Annotated in this window: 19 protein-coding genes; 16 read left to right on the top strand and 3 right to left on the bottom strand. The window is 73.5% G+C overall.

The features are described 5' to 3' along the window. Positions 1 to 241: 241 nt before the first annotated feature. Together ABZZ17_RS26265 and ABZZ17_RS26260 are read right to left on the bottom strand one after the other, a co-directional pair. A complete protein-coding gene (locus ABZZ17_RS26265; RefSeq protein ID WP_356879130.1) occupies positions 242 to 1,810 on the bottom strand; it encodes an oleate hydratase in 1,569 nt (522 codons plus the stop codon). 135 nt (positions 1,811 to 1,945) lie between these two features. Continuing rightward, complete coding sequence (locus ABZZ17_RS26260; protein ID WP_356879128.1) at positions 1,946 to 2,455, bottom strand: hypothetical protein; 510 nt, start codon at positions 2,453 to 2,455, stop codon at positions 1,946 to 1,948. Between the two features lie 103 nt (positions 2,456 to 2,558). Between ABZZ17_RS26260 and ABZZ17_RS26255 the strand changes: the two genes are divergently transcribed. From ABZZ17_RS26255 to ABZZ17_RS26180, 16 genes are all read left to right on the top strand, one after another. Continuing rightward, on the top strand, positions 2,559 to 2,930 hold the full coding sequence (locus tag ABZZ17_RS26255; RefSeq protein ID WP_356879126.1) for a hypothetical protein: 372 nt from the start codon (positions 2,559 to 2,561) through the stop codon (positions 2,928 to 2,930). A gap of 252 nt (positions 2,931 to 3,182) precedes the next feature. Continuing rightward, positions 3,183 to 4,958, top strand: a complete 1,776-nt coding sequence (locus ABZZ17_RS26250) for a hydrogenase maturation protein (protein WP_356879124.1) — start codon at positions 3,183 to 3,185, stop codon at positions 4,956 to 4,958. Positions 4,959 to 5,038: 80 nt separating this feature from the next. Then, the gene (locus ABZZ17_RS26245) at positions 5,039 to 6,100 is read left to right on the top strand and encodes a hydrogenase expression protein HypE (protein WP_356879122.1); all 1,062 of its coding nucleotides are present in this window, start codon (positions 5,039 to 5,041) and stop codon (positions 6,098 to 6,100) included. A gap of 64 nt (positions 6,101 to 6,164) precedes the next feature. Next, positions 6,165 to 7,949 carry a nickel-dependent hydrogenase large subunit gene (locus ABZZ17_RS26240; protein ID WP_356879120.1) on the top strand — a complete coding sequence of 595 codons (1,785 nt, stop codon included), beginning with the start codon at positions 6,165 to 6,167 and terminating at the stop codon, positions 7,947 to 7,949. Further along, entirely contained in the window at positions 7,946 to 8,497 is a 552-nt protein-coding gene (locus ABZZ17_RS26235) for a hypothetical protein (RefSeq protein ID WP_356879118.1), read from the top strand. The genes ABZZ17_RS26240 and ABZZ17_RS26235 overlap by 4 nt, the downstream gene beginning before the upstream one ends. Beyond that, complete coding sequence (locus tag ABZZ17_RS26230) at positions 8,494 to 9,171, top strand: DUF5947 family protein (protein WP_356879116.1); 678 nt, start codon at positions 8,494 to 8,496, stop codon at positions 9,169 to 9,171. The genes ABZZ17_RS26235 and ABZZ17_RS26230 overlap by 4 nt, the downstream gene beginning before the upstream one ends. Then, the gene (locus ABZZ17_RS26225; protein ID WP_356879114.1) at positions 9,168 to 9,878 is read left to right on the top strand and encodes a DUF6084 family protein; all 711 of its coding nucleotides are present in this window, start codon (positions 9,168 to 9,170) and stop codon (positions 9,876 to 9,878) included. Before ABZZ17_RS26230 ends, ABZZ17_RS26225 begins: the two co-directional genes overlap by 4 nt. Then, positions 9,875 to 11,299 carry a hypothetical protein gene (locus tag ABZZ17_RS26220; protein WP_356879112.1) on the top strand — a complete coding sequence of 475 codons (1,425 nt, stop codon included), beginning with the start codon at positions 9,875 to 9,877 and terminating at the stop codon, positions 11,297 to 11,299. The genes ABZZ17_RS26225 and ABZZ17_RS26220 overlap by 4 nt, the downstream gene beginning before the upstream one ends. After that, positions 11,296 to 11,874, top strand: coding sequence for a hydrogenase maturation protease (locus ABZZ17_RS26215; protein WP_356879110.1), 579 nt, complete (start codon positions 11,296 to 11,298; stop codon positions 11,872 to 11,874). The genes ABZZ17_RS26220 and ABZZ17_RS26215 overlap by 4 nt, the downstream gene beginning before the upstream one ends. A 232-nt stretch (positions 11,875 to 12,106) precedes the next feature. Further along, the gene (locus ABZZ17_RS26210) at positions 12,107 to 12,508 is read left to right on the top strand and encodes a hydrogenase maturation nickel metallochaperone HypA (RefSeq protein ID WP_356879108.1); all 402 of its coding nucleotides are present in this window, start codon (positions 12,107 to 12,109) and stop codon (positions 12,506 to 12,508) included. 4 nt (positions 12,509 to 12,512) lie between these two features. After that, positions 12,513 to 13,382 (top strand): hydrogenase nickel incorporation protein HypB, encoded by an 870-nt coding sequence (gene hypB, locus ABZZ17_RS26205; protein WP_356879106.1) that lies wholly within the window; start codon positions 12,513 to 12,515, stop codon positions 13,380 to 13,382. Continuing rightward, complete coding sequence (gene hypF / locus ABZZ17_RS26200) at positions 13,382 to 15,784, top strand: carbamoyltransferase HypF (protein WP_356879104.1); 2,403 nt, start codon at positions 13,382 to 13,384, stop codon at positions 15,782 to 15,784. Before hypB ends, hypF begins: the two co-directional genes overlap by 1 nt. After that, the gene (locus tag ABZZ17_RS26195; RefSeq protein ID WP_356879102.1) at positions 15,753 to 16,124 is read left to right on the top strand and encodes a HypC/HybG/HupF family hydrogenase formation chaperone; all 372 of its coding nucleotides are present in this window, start codon (positions 15,753 to 15,755) and stop codon (positions 16,122 to 16,124) included. Before hypF ends, ABZZ17_RS26195 begins: the two co-directional genes overlap by 32 nt. Beyond that, positions 16,121 to 17,272 (top strand): hydrogenase formation protein HypD, encoded by a 1,152-nt coding sequence (gene hypD, locus ABZZ17_RS26190; RefSeq protein WP_356879100.1) that lies wholly within the window; start codon positions 16,121 to 16,123, stop codon positions 17,270 to 17,272. The genes ABZZ17_RS26195 and hypD overlap by 4 nt, the downstream gene beginning before the upstream one ends. Then, entirely contained in the window at positions 17,265 to 18,371 is a 1,107-nt protein-coding gene (gene hypE, locus ABZZ17_RS26185; RefSeq protein WP_356879098.1) for a hydrogenase expression/formation protein HypE, read from the top strand. The genes hypD and hypE overlap by 8 nt, the downstream gene beginning before the upstream one ends. A 280-nt stretch (positions 18,372 to 18,651) precedes the next feature. Further along, complete coding sequence (locus ABZZ17_RS26180; protein WP_356879145.1) at positions 18,652 to 20,250, top strand: alpha/beta fold hydrolase; 1,599 nt, start codon at positions 18,652 to 18,654, stop codon at positions 20,248 to 20,250. 65 nt (positions 20,251 to 20,315) lie between these two features. Here ABZZ17_RS26180 and ABZZ17_RS26175 read toward each other — a convergent pair whose 3' ends face one another. Next, entirely contained in the window at positions 20,316 to 20,768 is a 453-nt protein-coding gene (locus ABZZ17_RS26175) for an SRPBCC family protein (RefSeq protein ID WP_356879096.1), read from the bottom strand. Between the last annotated feature and the right edge of the window lie 54 nt (positions 20,769 to 20,822).

The following is a 20,822-nucleotide window of genomic DNA, read 5'->3' as shown; positions in this document are numbered from 1 at the left end:
TCCGTCAACGGCAAGAAGAACGACGGCAAGGCCAAGGAATCCGTCCAGGTCGTCGACGTCGCCCAACTCCTCCTCGAATCGGTGAAGGCCCCGGAGCAGGAGGTCCCCGTGGACGAAGCGGACGCGCAGCCGGAGCCGGTGAGGTAACCGGACCGCCCGTAGCCGCGACCTGACGTGCCGGACGACGGTCCTGACCCTTCCCGGGTCGGGACCGTCGCCGGTCGTTCCGCCCCGTGCGGGGTCAGCGTCGGTGGAGCGTCTCCAGGGCCTCGACGAGGACCTTGGGGCTGTGCCGGCCCTTGAAGACGGGTGGCGGCCGCTCGTCGAGGTGGAGCAGGTCCGCCACCGCGGTCCAGGCGGTGCGTACGGAGTACTCGACGGTGAAGACGACGTCGTCGGGCACCTCGGCGTACTGGCCGATGAAGGCCAGGTTGGTGGACCCCTCGGGCACCACCCGGGGCCGGTCGCCATGGCTGCGGACCAGGAACTGGCTGGTGATGTACGGCATCAGGGCGGGGATGACGATCGCGCTGTCGAGGATCCGCGGGGCCTGCTCGAAGCGCAGGTGGTGCAGTACCTCGTCGAGGATCTCCCGGCCGGAACAGTCCCGCATCGGCTTCTTGACGTAGTCGCCCACCCGGTCGGGGAAGAGTCCGTAGCCCCACCACACGAAGGTGTCGTCGGGCTGGTCGCGGAAGTGGGGCTGGTGGTTGAGGACGATGGTCAGCAGCCAGGCCGAGTCCTTGAAGGTGATCAGCCCCCCCTTGCCGGCCTCGCTGCCGCTGAAGTCCTCCATCAGCTTGAAGAAGGTGGGGTCCTGGGTGGTGACGGTGAAGGAACCCCAGCAGGAGTCCGCGGGCGACGAGTCGAACACCTTGGGGTTGCCGAGACCGGGCCGCTTCGCGGCGAGGGTCTCCCACAGCTTCCAGGAACCGCCCGTAGCGGACGGGTCGGGTACGGGCGCCGCGTGGGTCGAGCCCAGGGCGGAGCCGGCCGTCATCGATCCGTTGGTCACCATGACCAGGTCGTCGGCGCCGACCGGGATCTCCTCGACGCGTCCGGCCCGGGTCACGGAGAGGGCGGTGACGGTGAGCTCCCCCTCCTGGCCCGCGAGGGTCAGGTCCGTGACACGGGTTCCGAGGCGTACGGTCACGCCCTGGTCCGTCAGCCACTTCAGGACCGGGCGCACGATCGAGTCGAACTGGTTGAAGCGCGTCCGGTAGATGCCCGACATGGTGTCGAACGTCTTGAAGAGGTGGACGAACCGGTTGAGGTAGCGGCGGAACTCGACCGCGCTGTGCCAGGGTTCGAAGGCGAAGGTGGTGCACCACATCCACCAGAAGTTCGTACGGAAGAACCCCTCGCTGAAGCAGTCGGTGATCCGCTTGCCGTCCAGCTGCCGCTCGGGCGTGGCCGCGCACCTGACGAGCTCCAGGCGGTCGCGCTCGGAGAAGCCCATCGCGTGGGCGTCGACGATCCTGCCCTCGGCGTCGACCAGGCGGGCGCGGTCGTCCCAGGCGAAGTCCTCGTGGAAGGCGAAGGTGTCCGCGGTCACCGACTTCGAGGGGTCGTCCAGGGACGGGATGGAGCGGAGCAGGTCGTAGGTGCACTCGAAGTGCAGCTCGAACATGCGTCCACCGCGCATCGTGTAGCCGGTCTCGGGCGAGCCCGCCGCGTCCAGGCTGCCGCCCTCGCGGTCCTGTTCCTCCAGGAGCACGATGTCGGATCCCGCGAACCCGCCGTCGCGGATCAGGAACGCCGCCGCCGACAGCGCCGCGATGCCGCTGCCCACCAGGTACGCCTTCGCCATGCCCCAGCTCCCTGCTCCAGGCCCCGGCCGCCCGCGGCCGCTTCCCTGTGCACGATATGGCCACATATCGCCGCCTGCCCGTCGAGGCCGGGGCCCTCGCGCGGAGGGGACCCGGGGGCGCCGCTGATGCCCCGCCTAGTGCCCCGCCGCGGCCTTGACGGCGGCCACCGCCGTGCCGATCGCGGCGTCGATGCCGCCGGCCAGGAGGGCGAAGGCCGTGCCGCCGCCCATGCGGATGCCGCCGTAGCAGCCCCAGGCGAACAGGGTGGCGACGTTGACGCCGGCCGCCGTGAGGAGGGCCGTCTCCACGGCCATCACGCCGAGGGCGGCCAGGCCGATCAGGAGCAGCGGGCCCACCGCGGAGAGCAGCAGGGGGCTGCTGACGAAGAGCATGGCGCGCAGGTCGCGGCCCCGGGCGAGGGCGCCGTGCGTGACCCGGTGGGCCTGCTGGTCGGCGACCAGGGAGGCCAGCCACAGGCCCGCCGAGGCCGTCACCACCGTCAGAGCGGCGCCGAGGGCCTCGACGTGGCCGCTGCCCGCGAGCCCGATGACGACGGAGATCATGGTGATCGTCGCGTACAGCCGCTCCTTGAGGTGGGCCGCGGCCGTCTGGGTGTCCATCACGTCTGCCGCAGGTTCCGCCACGGCCCCACCGTACGGCGCGGCCGCGGCGAGCCACGGGAACCACACCGGCCGCCGCCCCCGCCCGGGGAGGGTTGGCCGGCCCGGGTCTGGGCAGGCGCCCCGCATGACCTTCGAGCACCCCTCCGAGAAGGGCGGCAACGGGCGGCTCGGCCGCTTCGAGAAGCTGGCCGAGCTGGCATCCAACTTCACCAGCTCCGCCGGGTTCTCCCTGCTCTGCGTCGCCCTGGTGCTGGGGTTCCTCGTCGTGCACGCCCTCCACCTGCCCGTGATCTGGCAGCACCTCGCGGGGGACGCCATGGCCGCGGTGTCCCTGCTGCTGCTGGCCCTGCTGAAGAACTCCGAGCGCAGGGCCGAGCACGCGATCCAGCGCAAGCTCGACGCCATCGCCGCCGCCCTGCTGGAGCAGCAGGAGGGCGAATGCGGCGAGGCGCACGAGGAGCTGAAGCGGGCCATCGCCGTGGAGGAGCGGGAGTAGCGGGAGCGGGAGGGCGGGAGCGGGAGTAGCGGAGCCCGGCTGCGGAGTGCTCCCGGCCGGTGCGCGCCCCGTCGGGCTGCGGCCGAGCGGCCCTTTCCATGGGCGCTTTCGAGTGACTCCGCCGCACGGCTGCGGGCGCGCGGCCGTCGCCGCAGCCGACCATCTCAGGCGGCCGGTCGTGTTCCGGTCACGAACCGCCGATCAGGCCGGGCGTCACCCCGCTCCGGCACCGGGCCGCCGCTGGGAGATCACGTGTACGTCCTGCTCGTCGCGAGTGCGTTCAACAGCCTCACGCAGCGAGTCCACGCCGAGCTGCGCGATCACGGCCACCGCGTGGCGGTCGAACTGGCCCTGCCCCACGTTTCCCTGGCGGACGCGGTACGCCGCCACGACCCCGACCTCGTGCTCGCCCCGATGCTCAAGTCCGCGATCCCGGAGGAGGTGTGGTCGTCCCGCACCTGCCTGATCGTCCATCCGGGGCCGGTCGGGGACCGCGGTCCCTCCTCCCTCGACCGGGCCGTGCAGGAACAGGCGGTCCGCTGGGGCGTCACCGTACTGCAGGCCGGGGCCGAGATGGACGCCGGTGACGTATGGGCCTCCGCGGAGTGCCCGGTGCCGCCGGTCGGCAAGAGCGACCTGTACCGGGGTGAGATCGCCGACGCGGCCCTGAGGGCCGTCCTGCTGGCCGTGGAGCGCTTCGCCTCCGGTACGCACGTCCCCGCGCCCCAGGACCCTGCCGCCGCCCGGACCCGCCCCTACCTGCGCCAGGAGGGCCGCCGCATCGACTGGGAGGCCGATTCCACCGAGCGGGTCCTGCGGACGCTGCGGGCCGCCGACTCCCAGCCGGGCGTACGGGACGAGCTCCTCGGCGCCGAATGGTTCCTGCACGGCGGCCACCCGGAGGACCGCCTCCGGGGCCGCCCCGGCGAGCTGCTGGCGACCCGGGCGGGGGCGGTCTGCCGGGCGACGGCCGACGGCGCCGTGTGGATCCCGGAGCTGCGGGCCCGCCGCACGCCGGGCGGCCCCGTCCCCGTCAAGCTGCCCGCCACCGTGGCGCTCGGCGCGCGCCTGCCCGCGCTGCGGGAGCGTCCGGCCCCGCTCCACGTCAACCCGGGGCGGCGCACCTGGACCGACATCGGCTACCGGGAGGAGGGCCAGACCGGGTTCCTGTCGTTCGCCTTCCCCGGCGGGGCCATGAGCACGGAGCGGTGCCAGCGGCTGCTGGAGGCGTACCGGACGGCCTGCGCCCGCCCCACCTCCGTCCTCGTCCTCGGCGGCGGGCGGGACTTCTTCTCCAACGGCATCCACCTGGGCGTGATCGAGGCGGCCGAGGATCCCGCGGCGGAGTCCTGGGCCAACATCAACGCCATGGACGACCTGGTGGAGGCCGTCCTGACCACCACCGACCGGCTGGTCGTCGCCGCGCTCGGCGGCAACGCGGCCGCCGGCGGGGCCATGCTCGCCCTCGCCGCCGACGAGGTGTGGTGCCGGTCGGGGGCCGTGCTGAACCCGCACTACCGGCTGATGGGCCTGCACGGTTCGGAGTACTGGACGTACACCCTGCCGCGCCGCGTCGGCGCGGGCGTCGCGGCGCGGCTGACCACGGAGGCGCTGCCGCTGAGCGCGGACGCCGCGGTCCGGCTGGGGCTGGCCGACCGCACGCTCGCCTGCTCGCCGCAGGCGTTCGCCGTCGAGACGGCGCGGCTGGCGGCGCAGCTCGCGGCGCTGCCCGCCACCCAGTCCAGGATCTCCGCGAAGAAGGAACTGCGCGAGCGGGACGAGGCGGCCCGGCCGCTGGCGGCGTACCGGGAGGCGGAGCTGGCCCTGATGCGGCGGACCTTCTTCGACCCCGCGGCGCCCTACCACGCCCTGCGCCGCGCCTTCGTGCGCAAGGAGACCCCGGCCGCGACGCCGGAGCACCTCGTGCGTCCCGCGCCGGACCGGCACGTCCCGGCGGCCGCCGCGCGGCCGGGCGCCGTCACTGGACTGGCCGCACATGACGGAGCACCCGGGCCCGCTCCCTGTTAGCAAGAAAGGTGGGGTCGGGAACCCGGCCCGCTGCGCACCCCTCCCCACCCCCCGATCTTCTCCCCAAGGAGGCATCCCCCATGGATGCAGCAACGCAGGACCCGGTAGCGGTAGAGGACCCCCCGATCCACATCCTCTGGATCAACGCGGGGCTGAGCTGCGACGGCGACTCCGTGTCCCTGACGGCCGCGATGCAGCCGAGCATCGAGGAGATCGTGACGGGGGTGCTGCCCGGTCTGCCCAAGATCGCCGTGCACTGGCCCCTGATCGACTTCGAGTGCGGTCCCGTCGGCGGCGCCGACACGTTCATCGAGTGGTTCTTCAAGGGCGAGCGCGGCGAGATCGATCCGTTCGTGCTCGTCGTCGAGGGCTCGATCCCCAACGAGAGCATCAAGCCCGAGGGTTACTGGTGCGGTTTCGGCGACGATCCGGAGACCGGCCAGCCCATCACCACCAGCGAGTGGATCGACCGGCTGGCGCCCAAGGCCCTCGCGGTCGTCGCCATCGGCACCTGCGCCACGTACGGCGGGATCCACGCGATGGAGGGCAACCCGACGGGTGCGATGGGCGTGCCCGACTACCTGGGCTGGGACTGGAAGTCGCACGCCGGCATCCCGATCGTGTGCGTGCCGGGCTGTCCGATCCAGCCGGACAACTTCTCGGAGACGCTGACCTACCTGCTGTACCAGGCGGCCGGCTCCGCGCCGATGATCCCGCTGGACGACAAGCTGCGTCCGACCTGGCTGTTCGGGGCGACCGTCCACGAGGGCTGCGACCGGGCCGGCTACTACGAGCAGGGGCAGTTCGCGCACACCTACGACTCCCCGAAGTGCCTGGTCAAGCTGGGCTGCTGGGGGCCGGTCGTCAAGTGCAACGTCCCCAAGCGCGGCTGGATGAACGGGATCGGCGGCTGCCCGAACGTCGGCGGCATCTGCATCGCCTGCACGATGCCCGGCTTCCCCGACAAGTTCATGCCGTTCATGGACGAGCCTCCCGGCGCGAAGGTGTCCAGCAAGGCCAGCGGCGCGTACGGGGCGGTGGTCCGCCGGCTCCGGGCGATCACGCTGCACACCGTCGACCAGGAGCCGAAGTGGCGCCACACCGGCCAGAAGCTGACCACGGGCTACCGCCCGCCCTGGTGACGGCCCCGCCCGTCCTCATCCCCGTTCAGCAACTCCGCACCGAAGAAGGGTCACGGCAGAGACGATGACACCGAAGACGAAGGCGGCCGCAGACGGCAGCGGTCTGGTCGAGATGGCCTGGGATCCGATCACCCGGATCGTGGGCAGCCTCGGCATCCACACGAAGATCGACTTCAAGCAGAAGCGGGTCGCGGAGTGCTACAGCACCTCCTCGGTCTTCCGCGGGTACAGCGTCTTCATGCGCGGCAAGGACCCCCGTGACGCGCACTTCATCACCAGCCGCATCTGCGGGATCTGCGGGGACAACCACGCGACCTGCTCCGTGTACGCGCAGAACATGGCCTACGGGGTGAAGCCGCCCCACCTCGCCGAGTGGATCATCAACCTGGGCGAGTCCGCGGAGTACATGTTCGACCACAACATCTTCCAGGAGAACCTGGTCGGGGTCGACTACTGCGAGAAGATGGTCCGCGAGACCAACCCCGGCGTGCTGGAGCTGGCCGAGCGCACGCCCGCCCCGCACGCCGGGGAGCACGGCTTCAAGACCATCGCCGACATCATGCGCTCCCTGAACCCCATCGAGGGCGAGTTCTACCGCGAGGCGCTCCAGGTCAGCCGCTACACGCGGGAGATGTTCTGCCTGATGGAGGGGCGCCACGTGCACCCCTCGACGCTGTACCCGGGCGGCGTCGGCACGATCGCGTCCGTCCAGCTCTTCACGGACTACATGAGCCGCCTGATGCGGTACTGCGAGTTCATGAAGCGGGTGGTGCCGCTGCACGACGACCTCTTCGACTTCTTCTACGAGGCCCTGCCGGGCTACGAGGAGGTCGGCCGGCGCCGGGTGCTGCTGGGCTGCTGGGGCGCGCTCAACGACCCGGAGCACTGCGACTTCACGTACGCCAACATGACCGACTGGGGACGGAAGATGTTCGTCACCCCGGGCGTGGTCGTGGACGGCAAGCTGGTCACCAACGACCTCACCGAGATCAACCTCGGCATCCGCATCCTGCTGGGCAGCTCGTACTACGACGACTGGGAGGGCCGGGAGCAGTTCGTCACCCACGACCCGCTCGGCAACCCGGTCGACCCGCGCCACCCGTGGAACCAGCACACCATCCCGGCCCCCCAGAAGCGGAACTTCGACGACAAGTACAGCTGGGTGATGTCGCCCCGCTGGTTCGACGGCAAGGACCACCTCGCGCTGGACACCGGCGGCGGCCCCATCGCCCGCCTGTGGTCGACGGCCCTGTCCGGGCTCGTCCACACCGACTACGTACAGGCCACCGGGCACAGCGTCGTCATCACCCTGCCCCGGACGATGACCAAGCCCGAGACCCGCTTCGAGTGGAAGATCCCGAAGTGGAGCAACGCGCTGGAGCGCAACCGGGCCCGTACGTACTTCCAGGCGTACGCCGCCGCGATCGCCCTGCACTGCGCCGAGAAGGGCCTGGCCGAGGTCCGCGCCGGGCGCACCCAGACCTGGGAGAAGTTCGAGGTGCCGGACGAGGGCCTGGGCGTCGGTTTCACCGAGGCCGTGCGCGGGGTCCTGTCGCACCACATGGTGATCCGCGACGGCAAGATCGCCAACTACCACCCCTACCCGCCGACCCCGTGGAACGCGAGCACCCGCGACACGTTCGGAACGCCCGGGCCGTACGAGGACGCGGTGCAGAACACCCCGATCTTCGAGGAGAACACCCCGGAGAACTTCAAGGGCATCGACATCATGCGCGCGGTGCGCAGCTTCGACCCGTGCCTGCCGTGCGGGGTCCACATGTACGTGGGCGGCGGCAAGACGGTCAAGACGATGCACGTCCCCACCGGCCTGAGCGGACTGGGCGGATGAGCGCCCCGGCCGACGCCCGGCAGGCGGGGCAGCGGGTGGAGGAGGTCCTCGACCGGCTCGCCGCCACCGGCGACCGGGAGGCGTGCGCGGCGGCGGAGGAACTGGTCCGCGTGCTCATGGACTTCTACGGGGCCGGGCTCGCCCGGATCGTGGAACGGCTCGGCGCCGAGGGCGGCGGCGGGCTCCCCGGCGGGCTGCTCGACGACGAGCTCGTCGCGAGCCTGCTGGCCCTGCACGACCTGCATCCCGAGGACGTGCACGCCCGCATCGCGCGGGCCCTGGACGCCGCCGGCGACCCGGTGGAGCTGATCGGTTTCGACGAGGCCACCGGGGTCCTGCGGCTGCGCCCGGCGCCCGCGGGCTCCGGCTGCGGCTGCTCCTCGGGGGCCGGTTCCGCAGCCGGTTCGGGTGCGCCGAAGGCGGTCGAGGACACCCTCGCCTGCTTCGCGCCGGAGGTGACCCGGGTGGAGCTGGCGGCCGCCGCGGCTCCGCAGCCGGCCCTACTCCAGATCTCCGCCCGCCCGCCGGCCCCGGCGCGGGTGCCGTGAGCGGGCCCGTCACGGGCCGCTCCGCGCAGGCCGCCCCGCGCGGCCTGCGCCGGTTCACGGGGCCTCGCCCGCCCCGCCCCGAGACCTGTGAACTGTGCGGGGTGGTGGTGCCGGAGGACGGCCACCGCCACCTCGTGGAGACCGAGCGGCGGGCGCTGGTCTGCGCCTGCACCGCCTGCGCCCTGCTGTTCGACCGGCCGGGCACCGCGACCGGGCGGTACCGGGCCGTCCCGGACCGCTACCTCACCGATCCGGGCAACCGGCTCGACGACAACGCCTGGGAGCTCCTGCAGATCCCGGTCGGGGTCGCGTTCTTCTTCCGCAACGCCGCGCTCGACCGGCTGGTCGCCCTCTACCCGAGCCCGGCCGGAGCCACCGAGAGCGAACTCGACCCCGAGACCTGGCAGACCGTACTCGGCGCCAGCCGGCTGGCCGCGCTGCTCGAACCGGACGTGGAGGCCCTGCTGCTGCGCCGCTCCGAGGGCCGCACCGAGTGCCATCTGGTGCCGATCGACATCTGCTACGAGCTGGTGGGGCGCATGCGCCTGCTGTGGCAGGGCTTCGACGGCGGGGCCGAGGCGCGGGCAGCGCTGGACGCCTTCTTCGCGCAGGTCGCCCGGCGGGTCAAGGTCCCGGCCGGGTCCACGTCCGGGCAGGGGGCGCTGGGGTCATGACGGCGACGACGGACTTCACCTTCACCTGCACGGGCGTGCGGGCCGACGCCTACGCGGCCGGGCCCACCCTCGTGTTCCGGCTCCGCGTCACCGCCGGCGCGGGCGTCCGGGTGCACGCCCTGGCCCTGCGCTGCCAGCTGCGGATCGAGCCGGCCCGGCGGGGCTACGCGACCGCCGAGGCCGAGGGGCTGGCGGACCTGTTCGGCGCCCGCTCCCGGTGGGGCAGCACGCTCCAGCCCGTGCAGTTCGCGCAGGTGTCGGTCATGGTCCCCAGTTTCACCGGGGAGACCGAGACCGACCTGGTCGTGCCCTGCACGTACGACATGGACATCGCGGCGACCCGCTACTTCAACGCCCTGGAGGACGGCGAGGCCCCGCTGCTGATGCTGTTCTCCGGGACGGCCTTCACGGGTGACGGAGGCTTCCGGGTCGAGCCGGTGCCCTGGGACCGGGAGGCCTCGTACCGGATGCCCGTCGCGGTGTGGCGGGAGATGGTGGAGCAGCACTTCCCGGGCTGCGGCTGGCTGCGGCTGCCGCGCGACGCCATGGAGGAGTTGCTCGCCTACCGTTCGCGGCACGCGCTCTCCTCCTGGGAGGCGACCGTACGGTCCCTGCTCGGCGCGGCCGCCGGCACGGAACCCCCGTCCGACGGGCCCGCCTGGGCGGGCGCGGTCCTGCCGCGTGCGGCGGAGAGGGCAGCGCCGTGACCACGACGACCCCGGCGGCGACGGCCGCCGACGCCCGCTTCGCCACCGCCCGGCAGGTGGCCGACGCCGTCCTGTTCGAGGGGTACGTGCTCTACCCGTACCGGGCCTCGGCCGCGAAGAACCGGCTGCGCTGGCAGTTCGGCGTGCTCGTGCCGCCGGCCTGGGCGCCCGCGCAAGGGGAGCACTCCTTCCAGCAGACCGAGATCCTGATGGAGCCCCGGGGCGCGGCGACGCTCGCCCTCGAGCTGCGGTTCCTGCACGCGCAGCGTCGTACGGTCCAACGGGCCGAAGCCGACGGCTCGTTCACCGAGACCGGTGAACTGCACCTGGAGGACCGGGTGCTGGTCCCGTGGGACGAGGGGACCGAGGAACGGGTCGTGCACGAGGTCCCCGTCGCCGCGCTCGCGGGCGACGGGATCGTGCTGCCGTTCTCCCGGCCCGCGCGCGAGGACACCGAGGCGGTGCTCGACGCCGACGGCCGGACGGTGGGCCGGCTGGTGCGGCGCACCGCCGAGGTCAACGGCCGGGTACGGCTACGGGCCGCCGAACTCGCGGGCCCGTACCGGGTGTCGAGACTCACCGCGGTGGTGGAGAACACCAGCCCGTGGGTCCCGGACGGTGCGGGCGACGCGCGCGAGGCGGCTCTGCCCCGGTCGCTGGTTGCCGCCCACCTCCTGCTGGGGCTCGACGCCGGTTCCTTCCTGTCGATGACGGACCCGCCCGAATGGGCCAGGAGCGCCGTCGCCGACTGCGCCAACCGGCACACCTGGCCCGTCCTCGCGGGCGAGGACGGCCGCGCCGACGTGGTCCTGTCCTCCCCGATCATCCTGGAGGACCACCCGGCCATCGCACCGGAGAGCGCCGGCGCCATGTACGACGCCCTGGAGATCGACGAGATCCTCACCCTGCGCACGGCGGCCCTCACCGACCGGGAGAAGCGCGAGGCCCGCGGTACGGACCCCCGGGCGGCCGCGGTGATCGACCTCGCGGAGTCCATGCCGCCCGAGGTCCTGGAGCGGCTGCACGGGGCCGTCCGGGCCCTGCGCGAGGTCACCGGCGAAGGACCCCCGGAGATCCGTGAACTCCCGCCCGAGGAAGCGGTGTTCAGCCCGGACACGCCCTGGTGGGACCCGGCCCGGCCGGACGCCCTGGACCCGGTGCCGGACCGGATCCCGATCGACGGGGTCCAGGTCGGCGTGGGCAGCCGGGTGCTGCTGCGCCCCGGCCTGCGGCCCACCGACGCCCAGGACCTCTTCCTGCGGGACCGCCCCGCGCTGGTCGAGGCGGTCCTGCACGACGTGGACGGCGGAGTGCACCTCGCCGTCACGGTGGAGGGCGACCCCGGCGCCGACATCCGGCGCGAACAGGGCCGGTTCCTGTACTTCCAGCCCGACGAGGTCACCCCTCTGGAGGACGCGTGAGCGGCGCCACCCTGGTCGCGGGCATCGGCAACGTCTTCCTCGGCGACGACGGCTTCGGCGTCGAGGTGGTGCGCGCCCTGTCCGGGCACCCGCTGCCCGGGCACGTCGAGGTGGTGGACTTCGGGGTGCGCGGGGTCCACCTGGCCTACCAGCTCCTCGACGGCTACGACACGCTCGTCCTGATCGACGCCGCCGCCCGTGGCGGGGCCCCCGGCACCGTGTACCTGATCGACGCCGGGGAAGCGGGCTCCGGCCCGCCCGGCGGCGCCGTGCTCGACGGCCACCACATGTCGCCGGACGCCGTACTGGCCCTGCTGGGCACCCTGTGCGCCGGTACCGGCTCGACGCCGCCCCGGCGCACCCTGGTCGTCGGCTGCGAACCCGCCTCGGTCGAGGAGGGCATCGGGCTGAGCGCCCCGGTGGCCGCCGCCGTGCCGGAGGCCGTACGGACCGTCCTGGAGCTCGTCGGGGAGGCCCCGGGCGCCGGGGCCGGCCCGCACGTCGAGACCACCGCGCACACCGAGACCACCGCGGACACCGCGCACACCGCGCGCGAACTGAGGAGAACCCCATGAAGAAGGCCTTCGTCGGCGGAGCGGCGGCCGCCGCCCTCGTCGCCGTGCTCACGCAGCTGCTCCCCGACATCCGGCGCTACCTCCGCCTGCGCCGGATGTGACGTCCGGGTCCGCCCGCCGGTCTTCTGCCCCGGCGCCCCCGAATGGCGTACGGGGCGCGCGGGGCGTCGGCGTGCCCGACCGCGCCGCCCCGGTCCTGCCGCTGTAATGAGCCCGGCAGGACGGAGTCCCGATGCACGAGATGTCGATCGCCATGGCCGTCGTGGGCCAGGTGGAAGAAGCCGCCGAGGCGGGCGGAGCGAGCGCCGTCACCCTGGTCCGGCTCCAGGTCGGTGAGCTCGCCGGTGTGGTGCCGGACGCCCTGGCCTTCTGCTTCGAACTGGCCTGCGCCGGCACCCTCCTCGAAGGGGCCGAGCTCGTCACCCTGTCCGAGGCGGCCCGCGCCCGTTGCGCGGCCTGTACGACGCAATGGGCGGTCGGCATGCCGCCGCAACTGTGCTGTCCCGGCTGCGGGCTGGCCACCGACGTGGAGCTGCTGTCGGGCCGCGAGCTGCGGATCCTCAGCGTGACCTGGGAGGACGGCCCGGGCGGTGGCCTCGACCGTACCCGCGAACCGATCTCCGAGGAGGCCTGAACCCATGTGCCGAGTGGTGGACTTGCAGCAGGCGGTGCTCGCCAAGAACGACCTCGCCGCGCAGGTGCTGCGCGCCGAACTCACCGCCCGCGGAACGACCGTGGTCAACCTGCTGTCCAGCCCGGGCAGCGGCAAGACCGCGCTGCTGGAACGCGAGCTGCTGCTCGCCCGGGAGCGGGGCGTGCCCGTGGCGGCGCTGACGGCGGACCTGGCCACCGAGAACGACGCGGTGCGGCTGGCCCGTTCCGGCGTACCGGTCAAGCAGGTGCTCACCGACGGCCTGTGCCACCTGGAAGCCGGGATGATGGGCCGTCATCTGGACGGGTGGCTGCCGGAGGAGACCCGGCTGCTGTTCGTGGAGAACGTGGGCAACCTGGTCTGTCCGGCCTCGTACGACCTCGGGGAATCCCTGCGGGTGGTGCTGGCCTCGGTGACCGAGGGCGAGGACAAGCCGCTCAAGTACCCGACGGCTTTCGGGCTGGCCCAGCTGGTGGTCGTCACCAAGACCGACATCGCGGAGGCCGTCGAGTTCGACGAGGCCGCCTTCCGCCGGAACGTGCAGCAGGTCAACCCGGGTGTGGAAGTGGTGCTGACCTCGGCCCGCGCGGGTACGGGAGGGGGTCTCCTGCTGGAGCGGGCCCTGGCCGTCGGCGCGGGGGCGGCGGCGCACGCCCCGGTCATGGCCCGGGCGGCGCAGGGGCACACCCACGGACACGGGCACGACCACACGCACGGCGACGGTCACGTGCACGACCACGACGGGCACGACCATGACCACGATCACGACGGACACGGCCACGTCCCCGGTCACGCGCAGCCCGATCCGGACCGCCGCCCGCCCGCCCACCACGGCTCCGTGACGCAGACCCGCTGATGGAGGCCGTCCAGCGCCGCCGGATCACCGTCCGCGGCGTGGTCCAGGGCGTCGGCTTCCGCCCGTACGTGTACACGCGCGCGACCGGGCTCGGCCTCGCCGGGCACGTCTCCAACACGCCCGAGGGCGTCGTCGCCGAGGTCGAGGGCGCCCCGGAGGCGGTGTCGCGGTTCTGCGAGCGGCTGGCGGCGGACGCGCCGCCGCTGGCCGTCGTGGACGCGGTCGACCACTGCGAGGTGCCCCTCACGGGCGGCTCCGGCTTCACCATCGTCGCCTCCCGCGGCGGGGGTCCCGCCCGGACGCTGGTCTCCCCCGACACGGCGACCTGCGCCGACTGCCTCGCCGAACTCGCCGACCCCGCCGACCGGCGGCACCGCCACCCCTTCATCACCTGCACGCACTGCGGGCCCCGCTTCACGATCGTCACCGGGCTGCCGTACGACCGGGCCCACACCACCATGGCCGGTTTCCCGATGTGCCCCGACTGCGCCCGCGAGTACGCCGACCCCGCCGACCGGCGCTTCCACGCCCAGCCGGTGGCCTGCCCGGCCTGCGGGCCCCGGCTGCTGCTGCTGGCCGGGCGGCCGCCCCGCGAGGTGCCCGGTGCCGATCCCGTCGCCGGGGCCCGCCGGCTGCTGGCCGAGGGGGCGGTCCTCGCGGTGAAGGGGCTCGGCGGCTACCACCTGGCCTGCGACGCCTCCCACGCCGGCGCCGTGGCCGAGCTGCGCCGCCGCAAGGGGCGCGACGCCAAGCCCTTCGCCCTGATGGCCCGTGAGCTCGCCGACGTCGAGCGGCTCGCCCTGGTCGGCGCCGAGGAGCGGAGCCTGCTCACCGGCGGGGTCCGCCCGATCGTCCTGTTGCGCCGTCGCCCCGGGACACCGGGCGCGGGCGGCGTGGCTGACGGGGTGGCCCCGGGCAGCCCCGACCTCGGGGTGATGCTCCCGTACACCCCGGTCCACCACCTGCTGCTCGGCCTGCCGGGTGACCCGGAGGGGCCCCGCCTGCTGGTCATGACCAGCGGCAACCTCTCGGGCGAGCCCATCGTCACGGACGACGCCGAGGCGCTGGAGCGGCTCGGCGGCCTCGCCGACGCCTGGCTCACGCACGACCGCCCGATCCACGTGCCCTGCGACGACTCCGTGGTGCGGGTGTGCGAGGGAGAGCCGCTGACCGTGCGGCGCTCGCGCGGGTACGCCCCGCTGCCGGTGAAGCTGCCGGTGGAGGTGCCCGCCGTCTTCGCCGCGGGCGGCGACCTCAAGAACGCCTTCTGCCTGGGCGAGGGCCGCCTGGCCTGGCTGTCCGCGCACATCGGCGACATGGACGGCCTCGCCACCCAGGACGCCTACGGCCGCGCCCAGCGGCAGCTGGAGGCCGTCACCGGCGTCCGTCCCGTGCTGCTGGCCGCCGACCGGCACCCCGGCTACCGCTCCGGCCGGTGGGCGCGGGACCACGCCGACGGGCGCCCGCTGGTGCGGGTCCAGCACCACCACGCCCACGTCGCCTCCGCGATGGCCGAGCACTGTCTCGACGGTGCCCGGCGGGTGATCGGCGTCGCCTTCGACGGCACCGGGTACGGGGACGACGGCGCCGTCTGGGGCGGTGAGGTCCTGCTCGCCGACTACTCCGGGTTCACCCGGTTCGCGCACCTCGCCTACGTCCCCCTGCCGGGCGGTGACGCCGCCGTGCACCGGCCGTACCGGATGGCGCTGTCCCACCTGCGGGCCGCCGGGCTCGACTGGGCGCCGGACCTGCCCTGCGCGGCCGCCTGTCCGCCGGACGAACTCCGGGTCCTGGCACGCCAGCTGGAACGGGACCTGAACTGCGTCCCCACCTCCAGCATGGGCCGGCTCTTCGACGCCGTCTCCTCCCTGGCCGGTGTCTGCCACCGCTCCGGGTACGAGGCCCAGGCCGCGATCGAGCTGGAGGGCGCCGCGCTGGCGGCGGGCCCCGGGGCCGGTGTTCCCGGGTACGTCTTCGGCCTGCGCGAGCCCGCCGGGGGCGACGCCGGGGGGCCGGTCGTGGCCGACCCGGGGCCCGTGCTGGCCGCGGCGGCGGCCGATGTACGGGCGGGCGTGGACCGGCCGGTGATCGCGGCGCGTTTCCACGCCGGGGTCGCCGCGCTCGTCGGCGTGCTGTGCGGGCTCGCCCGCGAGCGGCACGGACTCGACACCGTGGCCCTGACCGGCGGGGTCTTCGCCAACACCCTGCTCTCCGCGGCCTGCGCCCGCGACCTGCGCGAGCGCGGCTTCACCGTCCTGCGGCACCACCGCGTCCCGCCGAACGACGGCGGCCTGGCCCTGGGCCAGCTCGTGGTCGCGGCCGCAGCGGGGGCCGCGCGCGTCACGGACCACCCACAGCAAGGAGAAGCCCATGTGCCTCGCGGTACCCGGCAGAGTGCTTGAGATCGGGGAGAGGGACGGCACCCGCATGGCCACCGTCGACTTCGGCGGTGTGCAGAAGGAGGTCTGCCTGGAGTACCTGCCGGACCTCCAGGTCGGCGAGTACGCCATCGTCCACGTGGGTTTCGCCCTGCAACGACTGGACGAGGAATCGGCCCGGCAGACCCTGGAGCTGTTCGCACAACTCGGCATGCTCCAGGAGGAGTTCGGAGATCCCTGGGAGATGGCGGCGGAGGCGGGCGGCGCACCCTGGCCGTTCACCGACGACGAGCCCGCCGGGGCCGCCGAGGACGCGGAGGGCACGGCGCACGCCGGGGCCCGGCAGGAGGAGATCCCGCAGTGAAGTACATCGAGGAGTTCCAGGACCCGGAACTGGCCCGCAGGCTGCTCGACGACATCCACGCCACCGTGACCCGGCCCTGGGCCCTGATGGAGGTGTGCGGCGGCCAGACCCACACCATCATCCGGCACGGGATCGATCAACTCCTGCCCGATCAGGTGGAGTTGATCCACGGGCCGGGCTGTCCGGTGTGCGTGACCCCGCTGGAGGTCATCGACAAGGCGCTGGAGATCGCCTCCCGCCCCGACGTGATCTTCTGCTCGTTCGGCGACATGCTCCGCGTCCCGGGCACCGGGCGCGACCTGTTCCAGGTGCGCAGCGAGGGCGGCGACGTACGGGTGGTGTACTCCCCGCTCGACGCGCTGAAGGTCGCGCAGCAGAACCCGGGGCGGGAGGTGGTGTTCTTCGGGATCGGCTTCGAGACGACGGCGCCGCCCAACGCCATGACGGTGTACCAGGCGAAGAAGCTCGGCATCCGCAACTTCAGCCTGCTGGTCTCCCACGTGCGGGTCCCCCCGGCGATCGAGGCGATCATGCGCTCGCCGAGCTGCCGGGTGCAGGCCTTCCTGGCCGCCGGGCACGTGTGCAGCGTGATGGGGACGGGCGAGTACCCGGAGCTGGCCGCGCGCCACCGGGTGCCGATCGTGGTGACGGGCTTCGAGCCGCTGGACATCCTGGAAGGCGTACGGCGCACCGTGCGGCAGCTGGAGCGCGGCGAGCACACCGTCGACAACGCGTACGCGCGCGCGGTCCGCCCGGAGGGGAACCCGGCGGCGCTCGCGATGCTGGAGGACGTCTTCGAGGTCACCGACCGGGCCTGGCGCGGCATCGGGGTCATCCCGGACAGCGGCTGGCGGCTGTCGCCGCGCTACCGGGAGTACGACGCCGAGCACCGCTTCTCGGTGACCGGCATCACCACCTGCGAGCCGGCCGCGTGCCGGGCCGGCGAGGTCCTCCAGGGGCTCATCAAGCCGAACGAGTGCGAGGCCTTCGGGACCGTGTGCACTCCGCGCAATCCGCTGGGCGCCACGATGGTGTCGAGCGAGGGCGCGTGCGCGGCGTACTACCTCTACCGGCGGCTGGACCTCCCGGCCGCCGCGCCCGCCGCTTCCGCTCCGACCGCGCCGCTGGAGGCGAGCCCCGTTGCGTGACACCGCACAGCCGCACCCGACCCGCCCGGAAACCGCAGGGTCCGGGGCCGCGCTCGACATCACCGGCTGGACCTGCCCGGCCCCCCTGCGCGACCGCCCCCGCGTGGTGATGGGACACGGCGGCGGCGGCGCGCTCTCCGCCGAGCTGGTCGAGCACCTCTTCGCCCCGGCGTTCGGCGGTGAGGTGCTGGCGCAGCTCGGGGACGCGGCGGCCGTCACGCTCGGCGGGGTCCGCCTCGCGTTCTCCACCGACTCGTACGTGGTGCGGCCGCTGTTCTTCCCGGGCGGTTGCATCGGGGACCTGGCGGTCAACGGCACGGTCAACGACCTGGCCATGAGCGGGGCCCGGGCCGCCTACCTGTCCTGCGGGTTCATCCTGGAGGAGGGTGTGGAGATCTCGGCGGTGGCGCGGGTGGCCGAGGCCATGGGCGCGGCCGCGCGGGCCGCCGGGGTGGAGGTGGCCACCGGCGACACGAAGGTCGTGGAGTCGGGGCACGGCGACGGCATCTACGTCAACACCTCCGGGATCGGGCTCGTGCCCCAGGGCGTGGACCTGCGGCCGCAGCGCGTCGTCCCGGGTGACGTCGTGATCGTCAGCGGAGAGATCGGGCTGCACGGGGTGGCGATCATGAGCGTGCGCGAGGGCCTGGAGTTCGGCGTGGACGTCGAGAGCGACTGCGCGGCCCTGGGCGGTCTCGTGCAGAGCATGCTCGCGGTCACCCCGGACCTGCACGTCCTGCGCGATCCGACGCGGGGCGGTCTGGCGGCCTCCCTGAACGAGATCGCGGCCGCCTCCGGCACCGGTGTCGTCCTCCACGAGTCGCGCGTACCGGTACCGCCGGCCGTCGCCAACGCCTGCGCGATCCTCGGCCTGGACCCGCTGTACGTGGCCAACGAGGGGAAGCTCGTCGCCTTCGTGCCCCGGGAACACGCCGAGGCCGTGCTCGACGCCATGCGCGCCCACCCGCTGGGACGCCGCGCCGCGGTGATCGGGGAGGCCGTCGAGGCCCACCCGGGGATGGTCGTGGCGCGGACCGGCCTCGGCGGCACGCGGGTGGTGGACCTGCCGATCGGGGAGCAGCTGCCGCGCATCTGCTGAGCGGCCCCCCGAACCGGGCTATGCCCGCAGGGGGTTGGGGACGGGGGAAGCGGGGTCCGTCGAGGTGCGGGCCCCGCCCGGGAACGGTTTTCCGGGCGGTATCCGCGTGCGGGGGTCCGCCGGCGGACCCAACCTGCCCGGCGTGTCGGCCAGTTGTCCGGAATTCCGCTCATTCGTGAGGAGCACGAGAGGCACCCTGAGGGATGATTCGCCCGGCCTTCGCTTGGCCCAGGGTGGGCAGGGAAACGTCCTTCTCCGAAAGGAACGGCCCTTCGTGCGCATGCAACGCATCGCCCCCCTGCTGGCCACCGCCGGGCTCGTCGCCACCTCCCTCCCCCTGCTCACCGCGACCGGGGCCGCCGCCGCTCCGGTCCCCGACTACGGTCCGCAGAAGCCCGCTTGGCACCGCTGCAGCACCGAGCAGCCGGCCTCGTTCGAGTGCGCGACGCTCACGGTGCCCCTCGACTACCGGCAGCCCCGCGGCCGCACCCTCGACATCGCCATATCCCGGATCAAGGCCGACAAGCCCGCGGAGCGGCACGGGGTCCTGCTGCTGAACCCCGGCGGTCCGGGCGGACCCGGACTCAACCTGCCCCTGGAGATGCGGGAAGCGCTGCCGGAGGAGCTCAGGGGGAAGTACGACCTGATCGGCTTCGACCCGCGGGGGGTCGGGACCAGCAGTCCGGTCAGCTGTGGGCTGGCCCCCGAGGAGGAGAACTTCCAGCGGCCGTACCGGCCCGAGACCTTCCCCTCCGACGTGGCCTGGGCGCGCACCGTCGCGGACAAGTGCCGCGAGAAGGCCGGTTCGGTCCTCCCCCACATCACCACCCGCAACACGGCCCGGGACATGGACGCGATCCGGGCGGCGCTGGGCGAACGGAAGATCTCCTACCTCGGCTACTCGTACGGGACCCACCTCGGCTCGGTGTACACGCAGATGTTCCCGGACCGCACCGACCGCTTCGTGCTCGACAGCGGCGTCGACCCGCAGCGGGCCTGGCGCGGCATGTTCCAGGTGTGGGCCACGGAGGCCGAACCCGCCTTCGCCCGCTGGACGCGCTGGACGGCGGAACGCGACGGGGAGTTCGGGCTGGGCGCCACCCCGGCCGCGGTGTCCGCGTCCTTCTGGAACCTGGTGGCGCGCGCCGACCGGGAGCCCGTCGAGTTCGACGGGGTGAAAGTGACGGGGGATGACATCCGCACCCTGCGGGGGCTGTTCTTCTCCCCCGCGCAGGCAGCGCCCCTGATCGCCGCGCTCAAGGCGGCCGCCGAGGGCACGCCCCGCCCGCCGGGCCTGACCGTGCCCGACCTGAAGAAGGCGCTGGAATCCGCCCGGCACGCCGCTCCCACGGCGTCGCGCGTCGCGAACGCGCCCGAACCGCCCGCGGACAACAGCACCGCCGCGTTCTGGGCCGTGGTCTGCGGGGACACCGCGGCCTGGCCGCGCGATCCGGGGCAGTACGCGCGCGACGCGGCCCGGGACAAGGCGAAGTACCCGCTGTACGGAGACATGGCCTCGAACATCAAGCCCTGCGCGTTCTGGCAGCGTTCGGTGGAGGGGGCCACGCCGATGACGAAGCGCGCGAACGTCCTGACGGTGCAGAACGAATGGGACTCGCAGACGCCGCTCGTCAGCGGCCAGGGCCTGCACCGCGCCCTGAAGGGTTCGCGGATGGTCCTCGCGCGGGGCGGCGAGGGCCACGCCGTGTACCTCGCCGATCCCCTTTCCTGCGTGACCGCCCCGGTCAGCGCCTACCTGGCGACGGGCCGGCTGCCGGCCAAGGACATCACATGCCAGAGCCCGCCGGCCCCGGCGGAACGCCGTGAGGCGCTGCCGTCGCCGGCGCCGTCACCGTTCCCGTCCGGCCCGCGCTTCTGACCCGTCGGATCCGCCCGCTCTGACGCCCGTGCGCCCGGCGGGCACGCGCTCGCCCGGGCACGCGCTCAGGCGGGCAGCGCCGCCTCGGCGGCCGCCTTGATGCGGCCGCCGAAGGCGGGGGCGTCCTTGCGGGCGGCGCCCACGGCGAGGCCGACGAGGAGCTTGCCCAGCCCGTGCCCTTCGAGGGTGTTGAAGATCCGGACCCGGGTGCGGCCGCCGGGCAGGGGTTCCAGGTCGTAGCCGCCCTCGGCCGTCACGAGGTTCTTGCTCTGCTCGCTCCAGCGCATCAGGCCCGGCGCTTCGAGGGCGGTGATGCGGAACTCCCGGCCCGTCTTCATGCCGGCGTCCTTGACCCTGCTCCGGAAGACCGTGCCGACGGCGGTCGGACCGTCGGGGACCTTCGTGATCTCCTGGACGCGCGGGCTGAACTCCGGGTCGTGGCGGCCGTCGGCCAGATAGGCGAACACCGCCTCCACGGGCCGGTCGATCTCGACGGTCGCCTCGAACTGTCCGCCCATGTGCCGCTCCTTCGCCGTACGTCCACCGCGTCGTCCCGCGCGGTCACGGTTGCC

Source organism: Streptomyces sp. NPDC006512 (genome assembly GCF_040611935.1).
Classification (GTDB): Bacteria; Actinomycetota; Actinomycetes; order Streptomycetales; family Streptomycetaceae; genus Streptomyces.
Note: the sequence above shows the minus strand (reverse complement) of the source record. Positions and strands in the feature narration are given on the sequence as shown.